The 15,936-nt window shown below is 48.2% G+C and carries 19 protein-coding genes; 6 read left to right on the plus strand and 13 right to left on the minus strand.

Translation table 11 applies throughout. The features are described from left to right. Positions 1 to 27: 27 nt before the first annotated feature. The 11 genes from NT239_01415 to gluQRS form a co-directional block, all read right to left on the minus strand. Entirely contained in the window at positions 28 to 519 is a 492-nt protein-coding gene (locus NT239_01415; GenBank protein ID XGA71525.1) for a CvpA family protein, read from the minus strand. Beyond that, entirely contained in the window at positions 516 to 1,367 is an 852-nt protein-coding gene (locus NT239_01420) for an SPOR domain-containing protein (GenBank protein XGA71526.1), read from the minus strand. The genes NT239_01415 and NT239_01420 overlap by 4 nt, the downstream gene beginning before the upstream one ends. Before the next feature lie 5 nt (positions 1,368 to 1,372). Further along, positions 1,373 to 2,665, minus strand: a complete 1,293-nt coding sequence (gene folC, locus NT239_01425; GenBank protein XGA71527.1) for a bifunctional tetrahydrofolate synthase/dihydrofolate synthase — start codon at positions 2,663 to 2,665, stop codon at positions 1,373 to 1,375. Further along, positions 2,665 to 3,531, minus strand: coding sequence for an acetyl-CoA carboxylase, carboxyltransferase subunit beta (gene accD / locus NT239_01430; GenBank protein ID XGA71528.1), 867 nt, complete (start codon positions 3,529 to 3,531; stop codon positions 2,665 to 2,667). Before accD ends, folC begins: the two co-directional genes overlap by 1 nt. A 50-nt stretch (positions 3,532 to 3,581) precedes the next feature. Further along, a complete protein-coding gene (gene trpA, locus NT239_01435) occupies positions 3,582 to 4,385 on the minus strand; it encodes a tryptophan synthase subunit alpha (protein ID XGA71529.1) in 804 nt (267 codons plus the stop codon). Between the two features lie 61 nt (positions 4,386 to 4,446). Continuing rightward, complete coding sequence (trpB, locus tag NT239_01440; protein ID XGA71530.1) at positions 4,447 to 5,652, minus strand: tryptophan synthase subunit beta; 1,206 nt, start codon at positions 5,650 to 5,652, stop codon at positions 4,447 to 4,449. A gap of 2 nt (positions 5,653 to 5,654) precedes the next feature. Further along, positions 5,655 to 6,284, minus strand: a complete 630-nt coding sequence (locus NT239_01445) for a phosphoribosylanthranilate isomerase (protein ID XGA71531.1) — start codon at positions 6,282 to 6,284, stop codon at positions 5,655 to 5,657. 7 nt (positions 6,285 to 6,291) lie between these two features. Further along, on the minus strand, positions 6,292 to 7,083 hold the full coding sequence (truA, locus tag NT239_01450; GenBank protein XGA71532.1) for a tRNA pseudouridine(38-40) synthase TruA: 792 nt from the start codon (positions 7,081 to 7,083) through the stop codon (positions 6,292 to 6,294). Then, the gene (locus NT239_01455; protein XGA71533.1) at positions 7,074 to 7,709 is read right to left on the minus strand and encodes an energy-coupling factor transporter transmembrane protein EcfT; all 636 of its coding nucleotides are present in this window, start codon (positions 7,707 to 7,709) and stop codon (positions 7,074 to 7,076) included. Before NT239_01455 ends, truA begins: the two co-directional genes overlap by 10 nt. 6 nt (positions 7,710 to 7,715) lie before the next feature. Continuing rightward, positions 7,716 to 10,430: a hypothetical protein gene (locus NT239_01460; protein ID XGA71534.1), complete on the minus strand. Its 2,715-nt coding sequence runs from the start codon at positions 10,428 to 10,430 to the stop codon at positions 7,716 to 7,718. A 214-nt stretch (positions 10,431 to 10,644) separates the two neighbouring features. Then, complete coding sequence (gluQRS, locus tag NT239_01465; protein XGA72841.1) at positions 10,645 to 11,556, minus strand: tRNA glutamyl-Q(34) synthetase GluQRS; 912 nt, start codon at positions 11,554 to 11,556, stop codon at positions 10,645 to 10,647. A gap of 117 nt (positions 11,557 to 11,673) precedes the next feature. Between gluQRS and NT239_01470 the strand changes: the two genes are divergently transcribed. The 5 genes from NT239_01470 (at position 11,674) to rplI (ending at position 13,495) form a co-directional block, all read left to right on the plus strand. Further along, positions 11,674 to 11,997, plus strand: a complete 324-nt coding sequence (locus tag NT239_01470; protein XGA71535.1) for a ferredoxin family protein — start codon at positions 11,674 to 11,676, stop codon at positions 11,995 to 11,997. Between the two features lie 108 nt (positions 11,998 to 12,105). Beyond that, positions 12,106 to 12,468 (plus strand): 30S ribosomal protein S6, encoded by a 363-nt coding sequence (gene rpsF / locus NT239_01475; GenBank protein XGA71536.1) that lies wholly within the window; start codon positions 12,106 to 12,108, stop codon positions 12,466 to 12,468. A 9-nt stretch (positions 12,469 to 12,477) separates the two neighbouring features. Next, entirely contained in the window at positions 12,478 to 12,783 is a 306-nt protein-coding gene (gene priB, locus NT239_01480; GenBank protein XGA71537.1) for a primosomal replication protein N, read from the plus strand. 10 nt (positions 12,784 to 12,793) lie between these two features. Further along, positions 12,794 to 13,021 (plus strand): 30S ribosomal protein S18, encoded by a 228-nt coding sequence (gene rpsR, locus NT239_01485; GenBank protein ID XGA71538.1) that lies wholly within the window; start codon positions 12,794 to 12,796, stop codon positions 13,019 to 13,021. A 21-nt stretch (positions 13,022 to 13,042) separates the two neighbouring features. After that, the gene (gene rplI / locus NT239_01490; GenBank protein ID XGA71539.1) at positions 13,043 to 13,495 is read left to right on the plus strand and encodes a 50S ribosomal protein L9; all 453 of its coding nucleotides are present in this window, start codon (positions 13,043 to 13,045) and stop codon (positions 13,493 to 13,495) included. Between the two features lie 47 nt (positions 13,496 to 13,542). On the opposite strand, the gene tcdA is transcribed toward rplI, so the two are convergent. Both tcdA and phaR read right to left on the minus strand, forming a co-directional pair. Then, entirely contained in the window at positions 13,543 to 14,328 is a 786-nt protein-coding gene (gene tcdA / locus NT239_01495; protein ID XGA71540.1) for a tRNA cyclic N6-threonylcarbamoyladenosine(37) synthase TcdA, read from the minus strand. Positions 14,329 to 14,426: 98 nt separating this feature from the next. Continuing rightward, positions 14,427 to 15,092, minus strand: a complete 666-nt coding sequence (phaR, locus tag NT239_01500) for a polyhydroxyalkanoate synthesis repressor PhaR (protein ID XGA71541.1) — start codon at positions 15,090 to 15,092, stop codon at positions 14,427 to 14,429. Positions 15,093 to 15,303: 211 nt separating this feature from the next. Between phaR and NT239_01505 the strand changes: the two genes are divergently transcribed. After that, positions 15,304 to 15,873, plus strand: a complete 570-nt coding sequence (locus NT239_01505) for a phasin family protein (protein XGA71542.1) — start codon at positions 15,304 to 15,306, stop codon at positions 15,871 to 15,873. Positions 15,874 to 15,936 lie beyond the last annotated feature (63 nt).

Raw genomic sequence — 15,936 nt, forward strand, 5'->3', positions numbered from 1 at the left:
GGTTCAGACCCTATAGACTTGCAAAAATTATTCAAACTTGACGCGTGACGCCAACACAGCTGGCAGCCACGGCTTAACGATTTCAGTGCTTTGCTCAAACAACGGGCTAAACATCGCATTGCGCCAAACATCACTTTTCGGATAACTGGTTAAGCTGGCCAACATGACCAATGTCAGAACCAGTAAAAAGCCGCGCAAAGCACCAAATGCAGCCCCCAATACCCGATCAACAGGCTTTAAACCGGTTGCGGTTATAAATTGATTGATCGTAACTCGTACAATAGCTGAGAGCAGCCAAACCACAAAAAACACCACAACAAAGGCTGCAATATAACGAACAGAATCAATTGGCAAGCTAGACTCTAACCACTTAGCCATGGCTTCAGCAAAATGAGTAGCCGCCCAAAATGATAAAACCCACGATAACAGCGCGAGTACTTCTTGCGTTAAGCCCCTCATCACCGACAGCAACATTGACAGACCTAGAATGGTCAAGACAATGTAGTCAAACTGCGTCATTGGGCTGCCTTCACAACAAGCGTACCTGGCACTCCCAACGCGTCCAGTCTTTGCAACCAAGCTTTTGCTTTTGCCTCGTCACTGCCCGGGCCAATACGCACTCGGGTCAGCTCACCTTTAGCGGTAGTTACTAATTCACTCCGAGCTGGAATACCTGCATCCTTTAATTTTTTCAGTGTTTGGGCTGCTTTATTCGGATCTGCAAAGGCGCCAATCTGGATGTAATAAATTTTATCCGACTTCTTCTCTTCAACTGATGTTTGCTCCAAACTTCCGTTGAGGATGGCTTTTGGATCACTTGTTTTAACAGGCTTGGCAGTTGGTCTGATGCTTGGCAGCGGCTTTTCAGTTGGCTTCACCACAGGCTTTGCCGTCGCTACCGGCTTGCTTGTAGGCTTAGTAGTTGGCCTTACCGTTGGGTTTGCCACAACCTGTTCAACTGGCAACGGCTCCGACTTTGCCACTGCAACAGTTTGACTAGAGGCTGCAGCAACAGCCTGTGGTGCCGTACTTTGATGCGTAATCAATTTGCCTGGCAAAGCAACTGGGGCAACACGTGAAGCCTCTGGCTCTGGCGCCACAACAGGTGCCGCCACTACCTCCGAGGCTACTGCTACTTGAGAGGCTACAGCACCCACCGCTACAGGAGCTAAACTGACGACAGACGATAATGCTGGTGCGCTAGAGATAATTTCAACAGTCTGATTTTCGAGAAGCGATTTTGGTGGCTCACCATCTAACGCAGTCCACAATACAGTTAATGCAAATACAACAAGGGCTATTGCACCGACCAAACGACGGCGCGCACGCTTTCTTAATTGCATTAGCTCTTCGCTAATATTTGCCATAGGTTTTATTGTCCACGTGCCTGCATTACTTCAGCCACGGTAAAGAATGAGCCAAAGACCAAGATTCTATCAGCTTCGTTCGCACCCTCACAGGCTGCGGCGTAGGCTTTTTCGACCGAATCATACTGAAAAACCTTAGCACGCGGTGTTTGTGCCAAAACTATTTCAGACAAAACGGTTGGATTAGCAGCGCGGGGCAACTTGGGCGCAGCCAAATGCCATACGTCGATGCGGTCAGCCACGAATTTTATGACGCCTTCAATGTCCTTATCCTGCATCATCCCCAATACGGCATGTGTCACCGGATGAAAGCCCATATTATCGAGTGAGGCACGAAATACTGCAGCTGCATGGGGGTTATGCGCCACATCAAGCACCACTACTGGTCTACCGGGCAATACCTGGAAACGTGCCGGCCATTCCACTTCAAGCAAACCACGTTTAATGTCGCCTAGCGTAACTGGCAACTGCTCTTTCACCGCTTCAAGCAATCCCACAGCCAAAGCGGCATTTGCCATTTGATATTTGCCGCGCAAAGCCGGAATCGGCAAGGCGTTTTTACGTACGCCAGCCTTATGCCACCACACCCACTGTTGCCCTTCTGCCTGCATTTCAAAGCCAAAGTCCTGGCCTATTAATTGCAGATTTGCGCCAATTTGCTGCGCAGTATCAATCAGCGTTTGAGGCGGCCGTGGGTCGGCGCACAAAGCGGGTTTACCCGCGCGATAGACGCCTGCTTTTTCAACCGCAATCGCTTCGCGTGTATCACCCAAATAAGCTTGGTGATCAATACCGATCGTGACGACAGCCGAGGCTGTCGGCTCAAATATATTGACCGCATCTAAGCGGCCACCGAGCCCCACTTCGAGCACCATCACATCCACATGCTGCGCCATAAACTGATGAACCGCAGCCAAAGTGCCAAATTCAAAATAGCTAAGCGAAATATCGCCGCGCACAGCTTCGATCGCCTCAAAGCTGGCGACAATTGCATCGTCCGCAACGGGGCTGCCATTAATGGCAATCCGCTCGTTGTAATGCAGTAAATGCGGCGAGGTGTATGTACCTACTTTGTAGCCAGCCAGTGAGAGTATTCGCGTCAACATCGCGCACACAGAGCCTTTGCCGTTGGTACCCGCCACCGTAATCACGGGACAAGTCGGAAAAAGCGCCATCCGTTCTTGCACTGTTTTGACGCGACCTAAACCCATATCGATGGCGATAGGATGCAGGTTTTCCAAGTAACTAAGCCACTGGGCTAAGTCTTTTTGCTCACCAGCTACTACAAAATCAGCCATTAATTTACCGCAGATTGATTATTTAACAGTGTCAGCACGTCAGCCAAACGCTGGCGCAATTCGCGGCGGTCAACGATCATGTCGATCGCGCCTTTTTCCAGCAAAAACTCCGAACGCTGGAAACCTTCAGGCAGCGTTTCACGTACCGTTTGCTCAATCACGCGTGGACCAGCAAAGCCAATCAAAGCGCCAGGCTCAGCCATCACCACATCACCCAAAAAGGCAAACGATGCTGACACGCCGCCCATGGTTGGGTCGGTTAGTAAGGAGATGAATGGCAGTTTTTTATCGGCCAACTTGGTCAAAATCGCATTAGTTTTGGCCATTTGCATCAAAGAATTAAGGCCTTCCATCATCCGGGCGCCACCCGAAGCTGAGACGCAAATGAATGGCAAATCGTTCTCGATCGCCACTTTAACGCCACGCACAAAGCGCTCGCCAACGACCGAACCCATCGAGCCGCCGATGAATTTATATTCAAATGCTGCCACCACCACCGGCACCGACAAAATGCTACCTTGCATCACGACCATGGCATCGTCTTCACCCGTTGCAGCGGCAGAAGCGGTCAATTGATCGCTGTAACGCTTATTGGCCTTGAACTTGAGGATGTCGACTGGTTTTACTTCAGAACCGATTTCGTAGCGACCTTCAACGTCCAGCAATTGATTCAAGCGCGCACGCGCTGGTACGGCATTATGGAAGCCGCATTTAGGGCAAACTTCGAGATTATTTTCCAAATCTGAACGATACAGCACCGCGCTACACGCCGAGCACTTACTCCACAAGCCTTCCGGCACAGCAGATGCACCTGGATTGCTGCGGCTTTTAATTTTTGGGGGTAGTAATTTTTGTAACCAACTCATTTATTTCTCCTCTGCCCATACGCGCTGGGCATTGATTCTTTCGCCAAGCATTAAGCTCGGGCACTATCCATCGCAGCGCGTACACCAGACAGAAAATCGGTTAGGCGTTCAGCCAAACCTTGTTCACCTTGTTCAACTTCTTGCACCAAACGCGAGCCAATCACCACAGCATCGGCAATTTTGGCCACGTTTTGCGCGGACGCAGCATCACGAATTCCGAAGCCTACGCCAATAGGGATATTCAGATACTGTTTCAAAAATTCGAGTTTGTTTGCTACATCAGCCACATCGAGGTTAGCCGAACCAGTCACGCCTTTGAGCGATACGTAATACACATAACCGCTCGCTAAGCGCGCCACTTCTTTAACGCGCGATTCGGGTGTAGTTGGCGCCAACAAGAAAATCGGATCCAAACCATGACGCTTAAACACCGTTACCGATTCTTCCGCTTCTTCAGGTGGCATATCGACAGTGAGAACACCATCAACCCCCGCAGCAACAGCGGCAGAAGCAAAAGCTTCATAACCCATCGCCTCGACAGGATTGGCATAACCCATCAACACCACTGGCGTTGCGGTATTGCTTTCACGGAATTTGGCCACCAAGGCCAACACATCGCGCAACGATACTTTATGCGCTAAAGCACGCTCGGAAGCACGCTGAATTACCGGGCCATCAGCCATTGGGTCAGAAAAAGGCACGCCCAATTCTAAAATATCCGCACCGCCATCAACCAAGGCATGCATCAGCGATACCGTGCATGCTGGGTTTGGATCACCGGCGGTAATAAAAGGAATCAAGGCAGAACGATTTTGCGCCTTGAGGTTTTGCATAACCAATTCAATACGTGACATAGGGTATATCTACCAAAGCAATACTGAGATTGACCTGGAGGCAAATACCCCCAGGACACATTTAGAGTTGAATGCCGAGTTTTTTCGCGATCGTCGGAATATCTTTATCACCACGGCCTGACAGATTCACCAGCAGCACTTGATCTGGGCTCATTGTGGCGGCCATTTTTGACGCTTGCGCGAGGGCGTGGCTTGATTCGAGCGCAGGGATAATGCCTTCGTATTTGCACAAGTCATGAAAGCCTTGCATCGCTTCATCGTCATTAATTGCGACATACTCAGCGCGGCCAATATCTTTCAAGTAGCTGTGCTCTGGACCAACGCCAGGATAGTCCAAGCCGGCAGAAATCGAGTGCGTATCGGAAATTTGGCCATTTTCATCGTGCATCAAGTAAGAGCGCTGACCGTGCAGCACGCCCGCTTTGGCATTCGACGTTAACGGCGCAGCATGGCGACCAGTTTCCACCCCATCACCACCCGCTTCAACGCCAATCAATCGCACGCCAGGTACTTCGATATATGGATGGAAAATGCCAATCGCGTTCGAGCCGCCACCAACACAGGCAATCACCGCATCCGGCTGGCGACCGAGCATTTCTTGCATTTGAACTTTGCACTCTTCACCAATCACAACTTGGAAATCGCGCACCAATTGTGGGTATGGGTGAGGACCAGCTGCTGTGCCGATGATGTAGTAAGTTGAGTCGACATTAGTTACCCAATCACGCATCGCCTCGTTCATCGCATCTTTTAGCGTGCGAGTGCCCGACTCAACCGCCACAACTTTGGCGCCGAGCAACTTCATCCGAAACACGTTTGGTGCTTGACGCGCAACGTCTTCGGCCCCCATGTACACCACACATTCCATGCCATAGCGAGCAGCCACCGTTGCCGATGCTACACCATGCTGACCAGCGCCAGTCTCAGCAATCACGCGTTTTTTACCCATGCGGCGCGCCAATAGGGCTTGGCCGATGGTGTTATTCACTTTATGTGCGCCAGTGTGATTTAAGTCTTCGCGTTTTAGATAAATTTGCGCGCCACCGATGGCTTTCGACCAGCGCTCAGCATGGTAAATCGGGCTTGGACGGCCGACATAATGTTTTAGATCGTGGCGATACTCAGCCATAAATGCGGGGTCTTTGATGGCAGCCTCAAATTCGTGCTTGAGTTCTTCCAAAGCAGGAATCAAAGTTTCAGCGACATAAATGCCGCCATGCTGACCAAAATGCCCACGAGGATCCGGTTGCTGATATTTATCGTTCATCTTTATCTCACACTATGTACGGCATTAATAAATGCTTGAACCCGCTGTAAATCTTTAACGCCCTTACTGCTTTCTACGCCGCTAGATACATCAACAGCCCATGGTTTCACCAAACGGACCGCGTCAGCGACATTCTCAGCATGCAAACCACCCGACAAAATCAGCGGCAGAGGTAGCTGCGCTGGCAGCAATCGCCAGTCAAAAGCTTCGCCCGTTCCACCAGGCACGCCATCAACCCAAGCATCAACTAAAATACCGCGACACAAAGGGTGCTGGTAGCGTTGCGCGTATTCTACCAAATTTATGTCAGGTTTAACCCGAATTGCTTTGATAAAAGGACGGCCAAATTGCGTGCAGTCTTCCAGCGATTCATCACCATGAAATTGCAGCAGGTCAATAACGGCAGAATCAAGCACAGAGCGAACAAATTCACGCTCAGCATTCACAAACAAAGCCACCGAAGTCACAAAAGCTGGCAACTGGCGGGTTAATTGCGCAGCAACTTCGATAGAAACATTGCGCGGGCTGGGCGGATAAAAAACAAAACCTATGGCATCGGCGCCATAGGCTATTGTTTGCATCACAGTTGCTCGATCGCGCAAACCACACACTTTTATTTTTGGAGCTGGCATTAAAACCTCAAATTAAACCAAATCTTTGCGTCGGCTCGGTCGCGAGCGCGTACTTTTCAGGGTAACTTACGCCGGTCAGATAAAGCCCATCAGGCATAAATGTTGGCGGCGCAACACTGCGATTTTGCTGCGCTATCAGCCACGTCATCCAATCGGGAGACTCGTTACCTTTGCCAATATGCAATAAAGCACCCATGATATTACGCACCATATGATGCAAAAAGGCCGTCGCACTAAAATCAAAATAAATCAGATCACCTTGACATCCGATCTCAATTTTTAAAATCTGTTTTACTGGTGATAAGGCCTGACACTCTGCGGCGCGAAAACTACTAAAATCATGCTCGCCCAATAAATGACGGCTAGCAGCTTCAATCTTTACAAGATCCAACGAGTTATGAATCCAACCTACCTGTCCCGCCAATAAGCTAGGTCTAATCGGATGCTGCAGCAACAAATAACGATAATGGCGCGCTGTTGCAACAAAACGCGAATGAAAGTCATTCGGCACTTCTTGCGCCCACAACACCGCCACACCCGGCGGCAAAAAACTATTAACCCCGCGCACCCATGCCGTAATCGGGCGATTTACCTCAGTATCAAAATGAACAATCTGTCGCGTTGCGTGCACGCCCGCATCAGTACGCCCAGCCGCATGCACGCGCACAGCGTGGCCGGCCATTTGGGAAACAGCACGCTCCATTTCGCCCTGCACTGTCAAGGCATTGGGCTGTATCTGCCAGCCTTTAAATGGGCGACCATCATATTCAACCGCAAGAGCGTAGCGTTTTAATTCCAAAACAGTTCTTTCCCAAACCAAGCCGTTAGCAAGATTAATACTACTTGAAGCAACAATACAATCAGCTGCACCACCCGCAAACGCACCAACTCAACCCCCAAGGGCACAGAAGATGCCACCAAAGGGCTCATCAAAGCTTGTAGCAACTGCGAAAATGAGTGCTTTTGCTCCAGCAAGGACTCGGCATCATCCATAGTTAGAGACAAACGCATTGCCGCTCGCTCTGGATTTAACCCCAAAAGCCTAAACGGCTGCAGCATATAGTACAAAGCCGAGACTATAGCTTGCTTATCCAAAAACGTCAGCATGATTTGCAAGCTTGCAGCAACAATCGACAAGCGCAAAACCTGCGCAAGACCCAATTCAACGCCGTTTTCGGTTGGAGAAAACCAATATGGGAGCAAATACAAGCCCGGTGTTGTCCAGGAATAAATGATAAAAACAGCCAGCAATAGCCATTTCATTCTCGGCAGGCTTTTCAGCAAACGCTGCCGAGCAAAAAAATAAGCCAACACAAACACCAACAGCCAAACAACAAAAAGCAAATGGCGCTCAAGCCATGGCAAACTGCTTAGTAGCCACAACCAGAGCGCCAAAAAATTGACTGCGTGAAACTTAAAAGACAAATTAAATTACAGCTCAGCCAATAGTGATTTCGCAGTTTGTTGCTGAGCGTCCGACCCCTCTTGCAATGCCTCTTGCAAGATTTCGCGCGCACCTTCCACGTCACCCATATCGATATATGCTTTTGCCAAGTCGATCTTAGTCTGAACAGGATCATCCGCCGCAAAGTCCAACTCACCAGCTGCAGCCGCCTCCGTCAAGTCGAGGCTTATATCACCAAATGTAGCATCAACATCAAAGGATGAACCCTCTGATTCAGGTGCCGCATTTGGAGCAAAATCACTTGCCTCGATAGAATTACCCAAGTCAAAATCAAAATCCAACTTGAGGTCGTCATCCGACTGCGCAACAGAACCCAAAGCCGCTACAGTCTCAAGCGATGAAGACTGCTGCACATCCTCTTCTAATTGCGGCAGATTTAGGCCATCACCCAGCGATTCAGGCGTAGCCACTAGGTCAAGATCACCCAAGTCCAAGTCATTCACCACAGCCGGCTCACCAAAGGAGCTATCCAGATCAATTGGCAAATCCAAGGACATTAGACCATCGGCAGCACCTGAGTCTTCACCACTAGGCGCCACCTCAGGGAGCTGAAGATCCACATCAAGATCAAAACTCGCATCAGCACTCTCATCGAGGGATGACGCCAAACCATCATCAACAGCTGCCACATCAAGCTCTGGCACAACACTAGTTGCAAATGGTTCAGCAACGATATCCTCTGCTGGTGATTTAACTTGAGCAACTTCGGAATCGAAATCCAATTCAAAATCTAGCTCATTACTCGTCAATTGCTCTACATCTGGCGCCGTTGGCTCATCCAAGGCGGCAGCAACCACTTGAGGAGCAGCAACTGCAGCTGCAGCAGCGACTGCAACTGGCGCAACTAGACTTGTATCAACAACACCGGCAGGCTCTTTGCGGTACAGTGGATTTTCTGGATCTATGGCACGCCCATTGATTGCTGCATCACGCCAGAATTCACCCTGCCCATTCGTTACCGCAAACAAAGCAGAAGCATGCTCTTCATAAGAAGTCACATCTTTGCGAGCAGAGTAAATATCCAACAATTTCATACGAATTTCATGACGAGTAGGGTCTTTATGCAAGGCGTCTTTTAGAATTTCTTCAGCCTGCGCATCACGCCCATAAGCCATATACACTTCAGCCTCGGCAATGGGATCTACTTCATCGGTATCAATAGTACCCAAGCCTTGACGACTAAAATCAGTCAAAAATGAGTTTTCTGTCGCCTGGGTGCTAATAACTCCGCCACCAGTGCTTCCCAGCACTGTGTTCGCCTTTAAATCGCCACCAGTAATAATGCTATCCTCAAAGACCCCAGGATTTTTACGGCGACGGGACCACCAAAGACCAACACCTCCCAACAAGACAGCCAGCGCACCACCACCCAGTGTAAGTGGATTACTCAATAGATCATCGACGAAGCTAGTTTCTTCTACAACAGGCGCTTCAACCTGAATCCGGCGCTTAGGTTTTGCAGTCGCCGCTACAGCGCTGGCAGGCTCTGATGCCGCAACAGCAGATGCCGTAGATGCCTCAGAAGCAGCTACGGGGACAGCAACCGCCAATGAAGCACTCGCAGACGCAGCCATAGAAGCGGAACTAGCTGCCTTTAATGCCGCCAACTTCTCCATATCAGACAAATTCTTTTGCAAGGCTGCAACACGCTGATTGGCTTCGTCGAGTGCTTTTTGACGTGTAGATATTTCCTCTTCGAGGGCTTGCAACTTAGCTGTATCACCTGATTTTTTCGCTGCATCAGCAGCTTTAGATAATTTCAGAACATCTTTATTTGCATCGGCGGCAGTAGCCCCCTGATCCTGAACCTTAGCCGAAATTTTGCCACCAGAACCTTGATCCGATAGTGATTTCGCAGGCGCTTTGGCTGCTGAATCAGCCAATTTGCCACGATATGCATTCCAATCGGCTGACTGAACTTGAATCTCTTTTGCAGCCTCAACCTTAGAGGTTTGCTGGAGCTGAGCGGCCTCGGGAACTTTCAAAATCTTGCCACTTTTTAGGCGATTCATATTGCCTTCAAAAGCAGTAGGATTAGCGCGATACAAGCCTACCAACACCTGCTCAAGGCTTACACCCGCAGGCTGAACCTGGCGCGCTATAGCACCTAAAGTTTCACCTGACTTAACTTTATGACTAGAAGATCCAGCTGATCCACCACCATCCATTGACGAAGCTTGCGGCGCAGGTTTAGTTGATTCCGCATTTTGGTTAGCCTCTACCGCAGACGCCTTCGTTTTTTTAGATTTGACGCCTTTTATGGCACCTTTATTTTGGGTTCCAGGCAGGACAGTCGAAGCATAACGAGAAGACTCTTTGACACCACCCGAGTAGTCTGCGGGGTCAATCAGTGCAGTGTATTCGCGCTGTATGCGGCCCGCCGCCCAATTTAACTCAACCAATAAATCCAAAAAGGGCTCAGTAATAGGCTGGCTGGAATTAACCACAACATAATACTGCCCGTTTGATCGCTTCTCGATATTAAACCGCAGACCTAAAGAAGCTGAAGGATATGCAATCTGCGCATTACTGTAACTCTCTGGTGGCGCCAAACTAACCACCAAAGAATCTGACTCACTAGGCTGAACAGAGACCAGATCGATCTCGCCTCGAAATGGCTGACCCAAGCCAGACATTACATTCAAACGACCCAAACCAGCGGCCTGACTAAATAGTGGCATCGCTGTTAGAGCCACAGCCAACACACAAGCTTTAAATCGAGGTGATCTTTGCACAAGCAATCTCCGATATTCACTGCCTAATTTGATTTTTGGTTACACTGCTTGACTATCAAGCAGAAAATCCCTTTCAAACAAAGAAAGTAGCAGTCATAGCACGCATTTAATTCGCGCATTTATTCAACAATAAATCCAATAATACGGACATTTCAATCCATTACAGAAATTTATATTCAAAATTCTGCCCAAGCGTAACAGCTACGCTACGTTTTGGAGGAATCAATCCCGAATGCCAATGGGTTTTTGCCCACGCCCATAATTCAGCCAAATCGGCGCGACGCAATTCAGCAGGTGGATTTTGCCACAACAAATACAAGGCATCCCACAATTGCTGAACCTCATCACCTTCACGCAAGGTGGGCGCCAACGTTTGTTTGCTAAATTTCTCGCCTTGCGCATTTGAAATCACAGGAATGTGCATGTATTCAGGATGCGAAAATGCCAAGACAGATTGCAAGTAACGCTGCCTGGGCGTTGAGTCTAACAAATCAGCGCCACGAACAATATGAGTTACCCCACTATCAGCATCATCAATCACCACCGCTAGCTGATACGCCCAAAAACCATCCGCCCTACGCAAGACAAAATCCCCCAACTCTTGCTGCAAATTTTGGCGCACAAACCCCTGAATGCCATCAAGAAAATCAATCTCCATGTCAGGCACTTTCAATCGATATGCAACCTGCCCATTATCCGGCAAAAACGAATCACGACAGCGCCCTACATACCTAAAGCCATCAATCCCTCGAAGACCATCAGCCAGCAGCACCTTCCGAGTACACTGACAGCGATAGACTTGCCCGTTCTTTAATAACTCAGCCAAAACTTCCGCATATCGCTCAGAGCGGCGACTCTGATAAAGGACATCACCATCCCAAACGAAACCAAATCGACTCAAAATCGACAAAAATGAGGCTGATGCCCCAGCAACCTCTCTCGGGGGATCCAAGTCCTCAATCCTTAGCAACCACAAGCCATTACTTCTCTGCGCCTCCAGAAAGCTAGCCACCGCAGCCATCAAAGATCCCATATGAAGCAAGCCTGTTGGACTAGGCGCAAAACGCCCCACATATCTGCTTTGCAAATCGCCACACCTCAAATCAAATTTATAACAGCACCAAGCATCTGGCCGAGCTCTGCTAGAATATCGAGCTAATTTTACTTTCTTTCAGCCCAAGGACAAGCCATGACCTATGTTGTGACCGACGCTTGCGTCAAATGCAAATACACAGATTGTGTCGACGTCTGCCCAGTTGACTGCTTCCGGGAAGGCCCGAATTTTCTAGTTATCGACCCTGACGAATGCATTGACTGTACTTTGTGCGTCGCTGAATGCCCCGTCGAAGCCATTTACGCGGAAGATGAGGTGCCTGAAGCGATGCTAGACTACATCCAACTTAATGCCAGCCTTGCAAAACAGTGGCCGATTATCATTCAAAAGAAAGACCCACTCCCAGACCATGAAGAATGGGCGGGCGTTTCAGGAAAAATCGATCAAATCGAGCGCTAAGACTACAAAACCTTGATCTAATAATAAAAAACCGCTAGTATCGCGGACTCTTATCCCTTGCTTGACCGTGGTCGCTAACGGCAGGCTGTAAACCACAAGGAGCAACACATGCGACATTATGAAATCGTATTTATCGTGCACCCAGATCAAAGCGAACAAGTTCCAGCAATGATCGAGCGCTATAAATCACTGATCACAACTGGTGCTGGTTCTATCCACCGCTTGGAAGATTGGGGCCGTCGTCAATTGGCTTACCCAATTCAAAAAATCCACAAAGCACACTATGTTTTGATGAACATTGAATGCAGCCAAGAAACTTTGGAAGAAATCGAACACGCATTCAAATTCAATGATGCCGTTCTTCGCCACCTGACTTTGAAAACAGACGGCGCTGTAACTGAAGCATCTCCGATGATGAAAGAAGAGAAATCAAAATCTCTGACTCAAGGCGCTGACGTAGCAGCTGCTTAATCGGAAAAATTGAATCAAAGAAACCATTTTTTAGTTGAAGGTCAGTTACTGATCACAGACAGCCTTCGCCGGACCCCTGCTGGCATTGCGATGATTGAAGGATGGATTATTCATCAATCTACGCAAACCGAAAGTGGCATAGAGCGTAAAGTTGAATGTGAAATGCCTTTTGTTGCTCTTGGTGATATTGGTGAGAAATTGCTAAAAACACCAAAAACACAAGGCATTAAATGCAAAGGTTTTTTAGCCGCGCGCAGCAGTAAATACCGACAGAGCATGGTTTTGCATATCATCGCTTTTGAATATTTGAATTGAGGATTAGACAATGTCTCGCCAACTCTTCAAGCGCAGAAAGTTCTGCCGCTTTACAACTGAAGGTATCGCTCAAGTTGACTACAAAGACGTAGCAATCTTGAAAGATTTCATCTCTGAAAACGGCAAGATTATTCCTGCGCGTATCACTGGCACTAAAGCTAAATATCAACGTCAATTGTCGACTGCCATTAAATTGGCTCGCTTCTTGGCTTTGTTGCCTTACACTGATCAACACTAAGACGGACGGGAGAAACTTATTATGCAAATTATCCTGCTCGAGAAAGTAGCGAATCTGGGTCAATTGGGCGACATCGTTAAAGTTAAAGACGGTTACGCTCGCAACTTCTTGATCCCACAAGGCAAAGCTAAGCGTGCAAACGAAGCCAACATGGCTGCATTTGAAGCTAACCGTGCGGCTCTGGAAGCTAAACAAGCTGAAATCTTGGCTGAAGCTCAAGCGCGCGCTGCTAAGCTGGAAGGCGCTGAAATCACTATCGCTCAAAAAGCGGGTGTTGACGGTCGTCTGTTCGGTTCAGTAACTAACCACGACATCGCTGAAGCCATCACTGCTTCTGGTGTTGCGGTTCAAAAATTTGAAGTGCGTCTGCCAAATGGTCCATTCAAAGCAATCGGCGAATACGAAGTTGCTTTGGCTCTGCACCACGACGTAGTTAGCACTGTTAAATTGCAAGTTGTTGCCGCTGCTGCTTAATTAGCAATCAGGCATATGAAAAAGCCACGATTAAATCGTGGCTTTTTTTATTTGTGCGCCAAATATTTCAACACCCTAGAAACCGCAACAAAGCCGAAGGTGGCCGTCACCGTTACGACCGCACCAAAACCACCCGCACAATCCAAACGCACGCCCTCCCCCACCTGCGGCTTGGACGCACAAACCGAGCCATCCAACTGTGGATAAACCAATTGCTCTGTCGAATACACACATTCAACGCCCATTTTTTTGCCATTTTTGGCAAAATTAAAATCGCGCCGTAATAAGTTTCTCACCTTTGCGGCCAAAGGGTCTTGAATCGTGCGACTTAAATCATCAACCTTAATTTGCGTCGGATCAATTTGCCCACCCGCTCCACCGACGGTAACAATTTTAATTTTATTACGTCGACAAAATGCAATTAAAGCCGCTTTGGTCTTTACGCTATCAATGCAATCAATAACATAATCATGACCTAGCAAATAATCCTTAAAATTATCTTCGGCAATAAAATCCTCAATCGCTCGAATTTCAATTTCCGGATTAATCGCACGCATACGATCCGCCACCACCGCCACTTTCATGCGACCAAACTGCCCTTCTAAGGCTGGAAGCTGGCGATTAGTATTGGAGATACACACATCATCCAGATCTATCAAAGTTACCCGACCAATACCTGAACGCGCCAAACTCTCGGCCACCCAAGACCCCACACCACCAATACCAATCACGCAGATATTCGCAGTGCCAAAGTTTTTCAAACCCTGCACCCCGTAGAGTCGAGCAATGCCCGCAAAGCGACGGTGGTAGTTACTTTCCAAATCTAGCGACAATTTATTTCCTTTAAAACAATTCAGCCCCAAATGGGGCTGAAGACACAACTATGGGTATTGCTCTCAAAATCAATACTCTAAAGCGCTAGAGAGCAATACTATTCAGCGACTTTTTTAGTAGCCCGCTTTCTGGGCGCGGGTTTTTCGACCTGAACTTCGGCCTGCTCAACTTCCATCGTTGGTGGCGGCGCTGTAGGATGCAAGGCATCTGCACCTTGTGGCGCAGATTTAGGACCACCAGGCATACCAAAACCGGTGAATAAATGTTTAGCACGCTCTTGCAGCTGCTGCTGCATTTCGACAAACATATTGGTGCTGCTTTCCAAATAATTACCCATCATATTCTGAATCGCAGGGCCCTGAAATTTCATAAACTCGCCCCACAGATTGGCATTACTAAACATTGGGTTATCAGCCCCCAAGCTTGACTTCGTTTGGTCTTGCAAGCGTGATTGCATTTCAGCAAATAACTGCATATTTTTTTCTAAGTAATTTCCCATCAGACCCTGCATTGCATGCCCGTAGAAACGGATAATTTGTGTCAAAACATCGTACGAGAACATCGGCATGCCGCCCGCCTCTTCTTCCAAGATAATTTGCAGCAAAACACTGCGGGTCAGATCCTCGTTTGTTTTCGCATCTTGAATGGCGATATCGATACCATCTAGCACCAACTGCTTCACATCAGCGAGCGTGATATAACAGCTTGTAGTCGTATCGTAGAGACGACGATTTGGGTATTTCTTAATGACCCGCTTTTCCATACTCAACCATCCTTTTCGTCGATTTTGTGCATAGCTATATTATCTAGCGAGAAGCAACACAATGCCAGCACAAAACACATGCCGCAGTGCAGCAAAATAGATTTGACAACACCCAAACCCTGTACCAAAATAGTTTTGCATTGTGCAACGCACCATACAACCGGATCCCCCGGTTAGCTTTACCACCAAACCTAGACTTGGAGATTTCGACATGACTACAGCACAACAACAATACACCAACTTCGCCACTGAGCAAGTTGAAACAGCCCTGCGTTTCGCTCGTATTTCACTCGATTCTTTAGACCGCCTGGCTAAATTACAAGTTGAAACCGCTAAAAATGCTTTAGAAGAAAATGCTAAAACCTTAAAACAACTTAGCGCCGTGAAAGACATTCAAGACGCACTGTGCACTCGCCAAAAATTAACCGACAATGCAATTGAACAGGCTACTCTGTATTCACGCAGCCTGTACGAAATTTCATCGCAAGCTCAAGCTGAATTTTCAAAACTGATCGACGAGCGTAATGTCGATTTCAATAAAAACGTAGTTTCAGGCTTAGATCGTTTCGTAAAAAATGCGCCAGCCGGTGCCGACGCAGCGGTAGCTGCGGTTAAATCTACCGTTCAAGCTACGGCAGCAGCAGTAGACAGCATGACTAAAGCAGCCAAACAAGTTGCTGAATTTGCCGATGCGTCAGTAAAAGCCGCTTCTACCGCAACTGCTGACGCAGTTAAAACCGCAGCCAAAAAAGCTAGCACAGCCAATGGCAGCAACGCTTAATTTACTTCGCTTGCAATAAGCAATAAAAAAGGCACCTTACGGTGCCTTTTTTATTGCCGGCCA

This window comes from Chitinibacter sp. SCUT-21, from assembly GCA_041874755.1.
In the GTDB taxonomy this organism is placed as follows: Bacteria; Pseudomonadota; Gammaproteobacteria; order Burkholderiales; family Chitinibacteraceae; genus Chitinibacter.

What these genes read in the sequence shown, in the direction of transcription:
- NT239_01470 (XGA71535.1), top strand. Translation starts at nt 11,674, where the DNA reads ATGACCTATGTTGTGACCGACGCTTGCGTCAAATGCAAATACACAGAT.
- NT239_01445 (XGA71531.1), bottom strand. Translation starts at nt 6,284, where the DNA reads ATGCCAGCTCCAAAAATAAAAGTGTGTGGTTTGCGCGATCGAGCAACT.
- accD (XGA71528.1), bottom strand. Translation starts at nt 3,531, where the DNA reads ATGAGTTGGTTACAAAAATTACTACCCCCAAAAATTAAAAGCCGCAGC.
- NT239_01505 (XGA71542.1), top strand. Translation starts at nt 15,304, where the DNA reads ATGACTACAGCACAACAACAATACACCAACTTCGCCACTGAGCAAGTT.
- rpsF (XGA71536.1), top strand. Translation starts at nt 12,106, where the DNA reads ATGCGACATTATGAAATCGTATTTATCGTGCACCCAGATCAAAGCGAA.
- trpB (XGA71530.1), bottom strand. Translation starts at nt 5,652, where the DNA reads ATGAACGATAAATATCAGCAACCGGATCCTCGTGGGCATTTTGGTCAG.
- rplI (XGA71539.1), top strand. Translation starts at nt 13,043, where the DNA reads ATGCAAATTATCCTGCTCGAGAAAGTAGCGAATCTGGGTCAATTGGGC.
- rpsR (XGA71538.1), top strand. Translation starts at nt 12,794, where the DNA reads ATGTCTCGCCAACTCTTCAAGCGCAGAAAGTTCTGCCGCTTTACAACT.
- NT239_01415 (XGA71525.1), bottom strand. Translation starts at nt 519, where the DNA reads ATGACGCAGTTTGACTACATTGTCTTGACCATTCTAGGTCTGTCAATG.
- folC (XGA71527.1), bottom strand. Translation starts at nt 2,665, where the DNA reads ATGGCTGATTTTGTAGTAGCTGGTGAGCAAAAAGACTTAGCCCAGTGG.
- NT239_01420 (XGA71526.1), bottom strand. Translation starts at nt 1,367, where the DNA reads ATGGCAAATATTAGCGAAGAGCTAATGCAATTAAGAAAGCGTGCGCGC.
- NT239_01460 (XGA71534.1), bottom strand. Translation starts at nt 10,430, where the DNA reads ATGCCACTATTTAGTCAGGCCGCTGGTTTGGGTCGTTTGAATGTAATG.
- phaR (XGA71541.1), bottom strand. Translation starts at nt 15,092, where the DNA reads ATGGAAAAGCGGGTCATTAAGAAATACCCAAATCGTCGTCTCTACGAT.
- trpA (XGA71529.1), bottom strand. Translation starts at nt 4,385, where the DNA reads ATGTCACGTATTGAATTGGTTATGCAAAACCTCAAGGCGCAAAATCGT.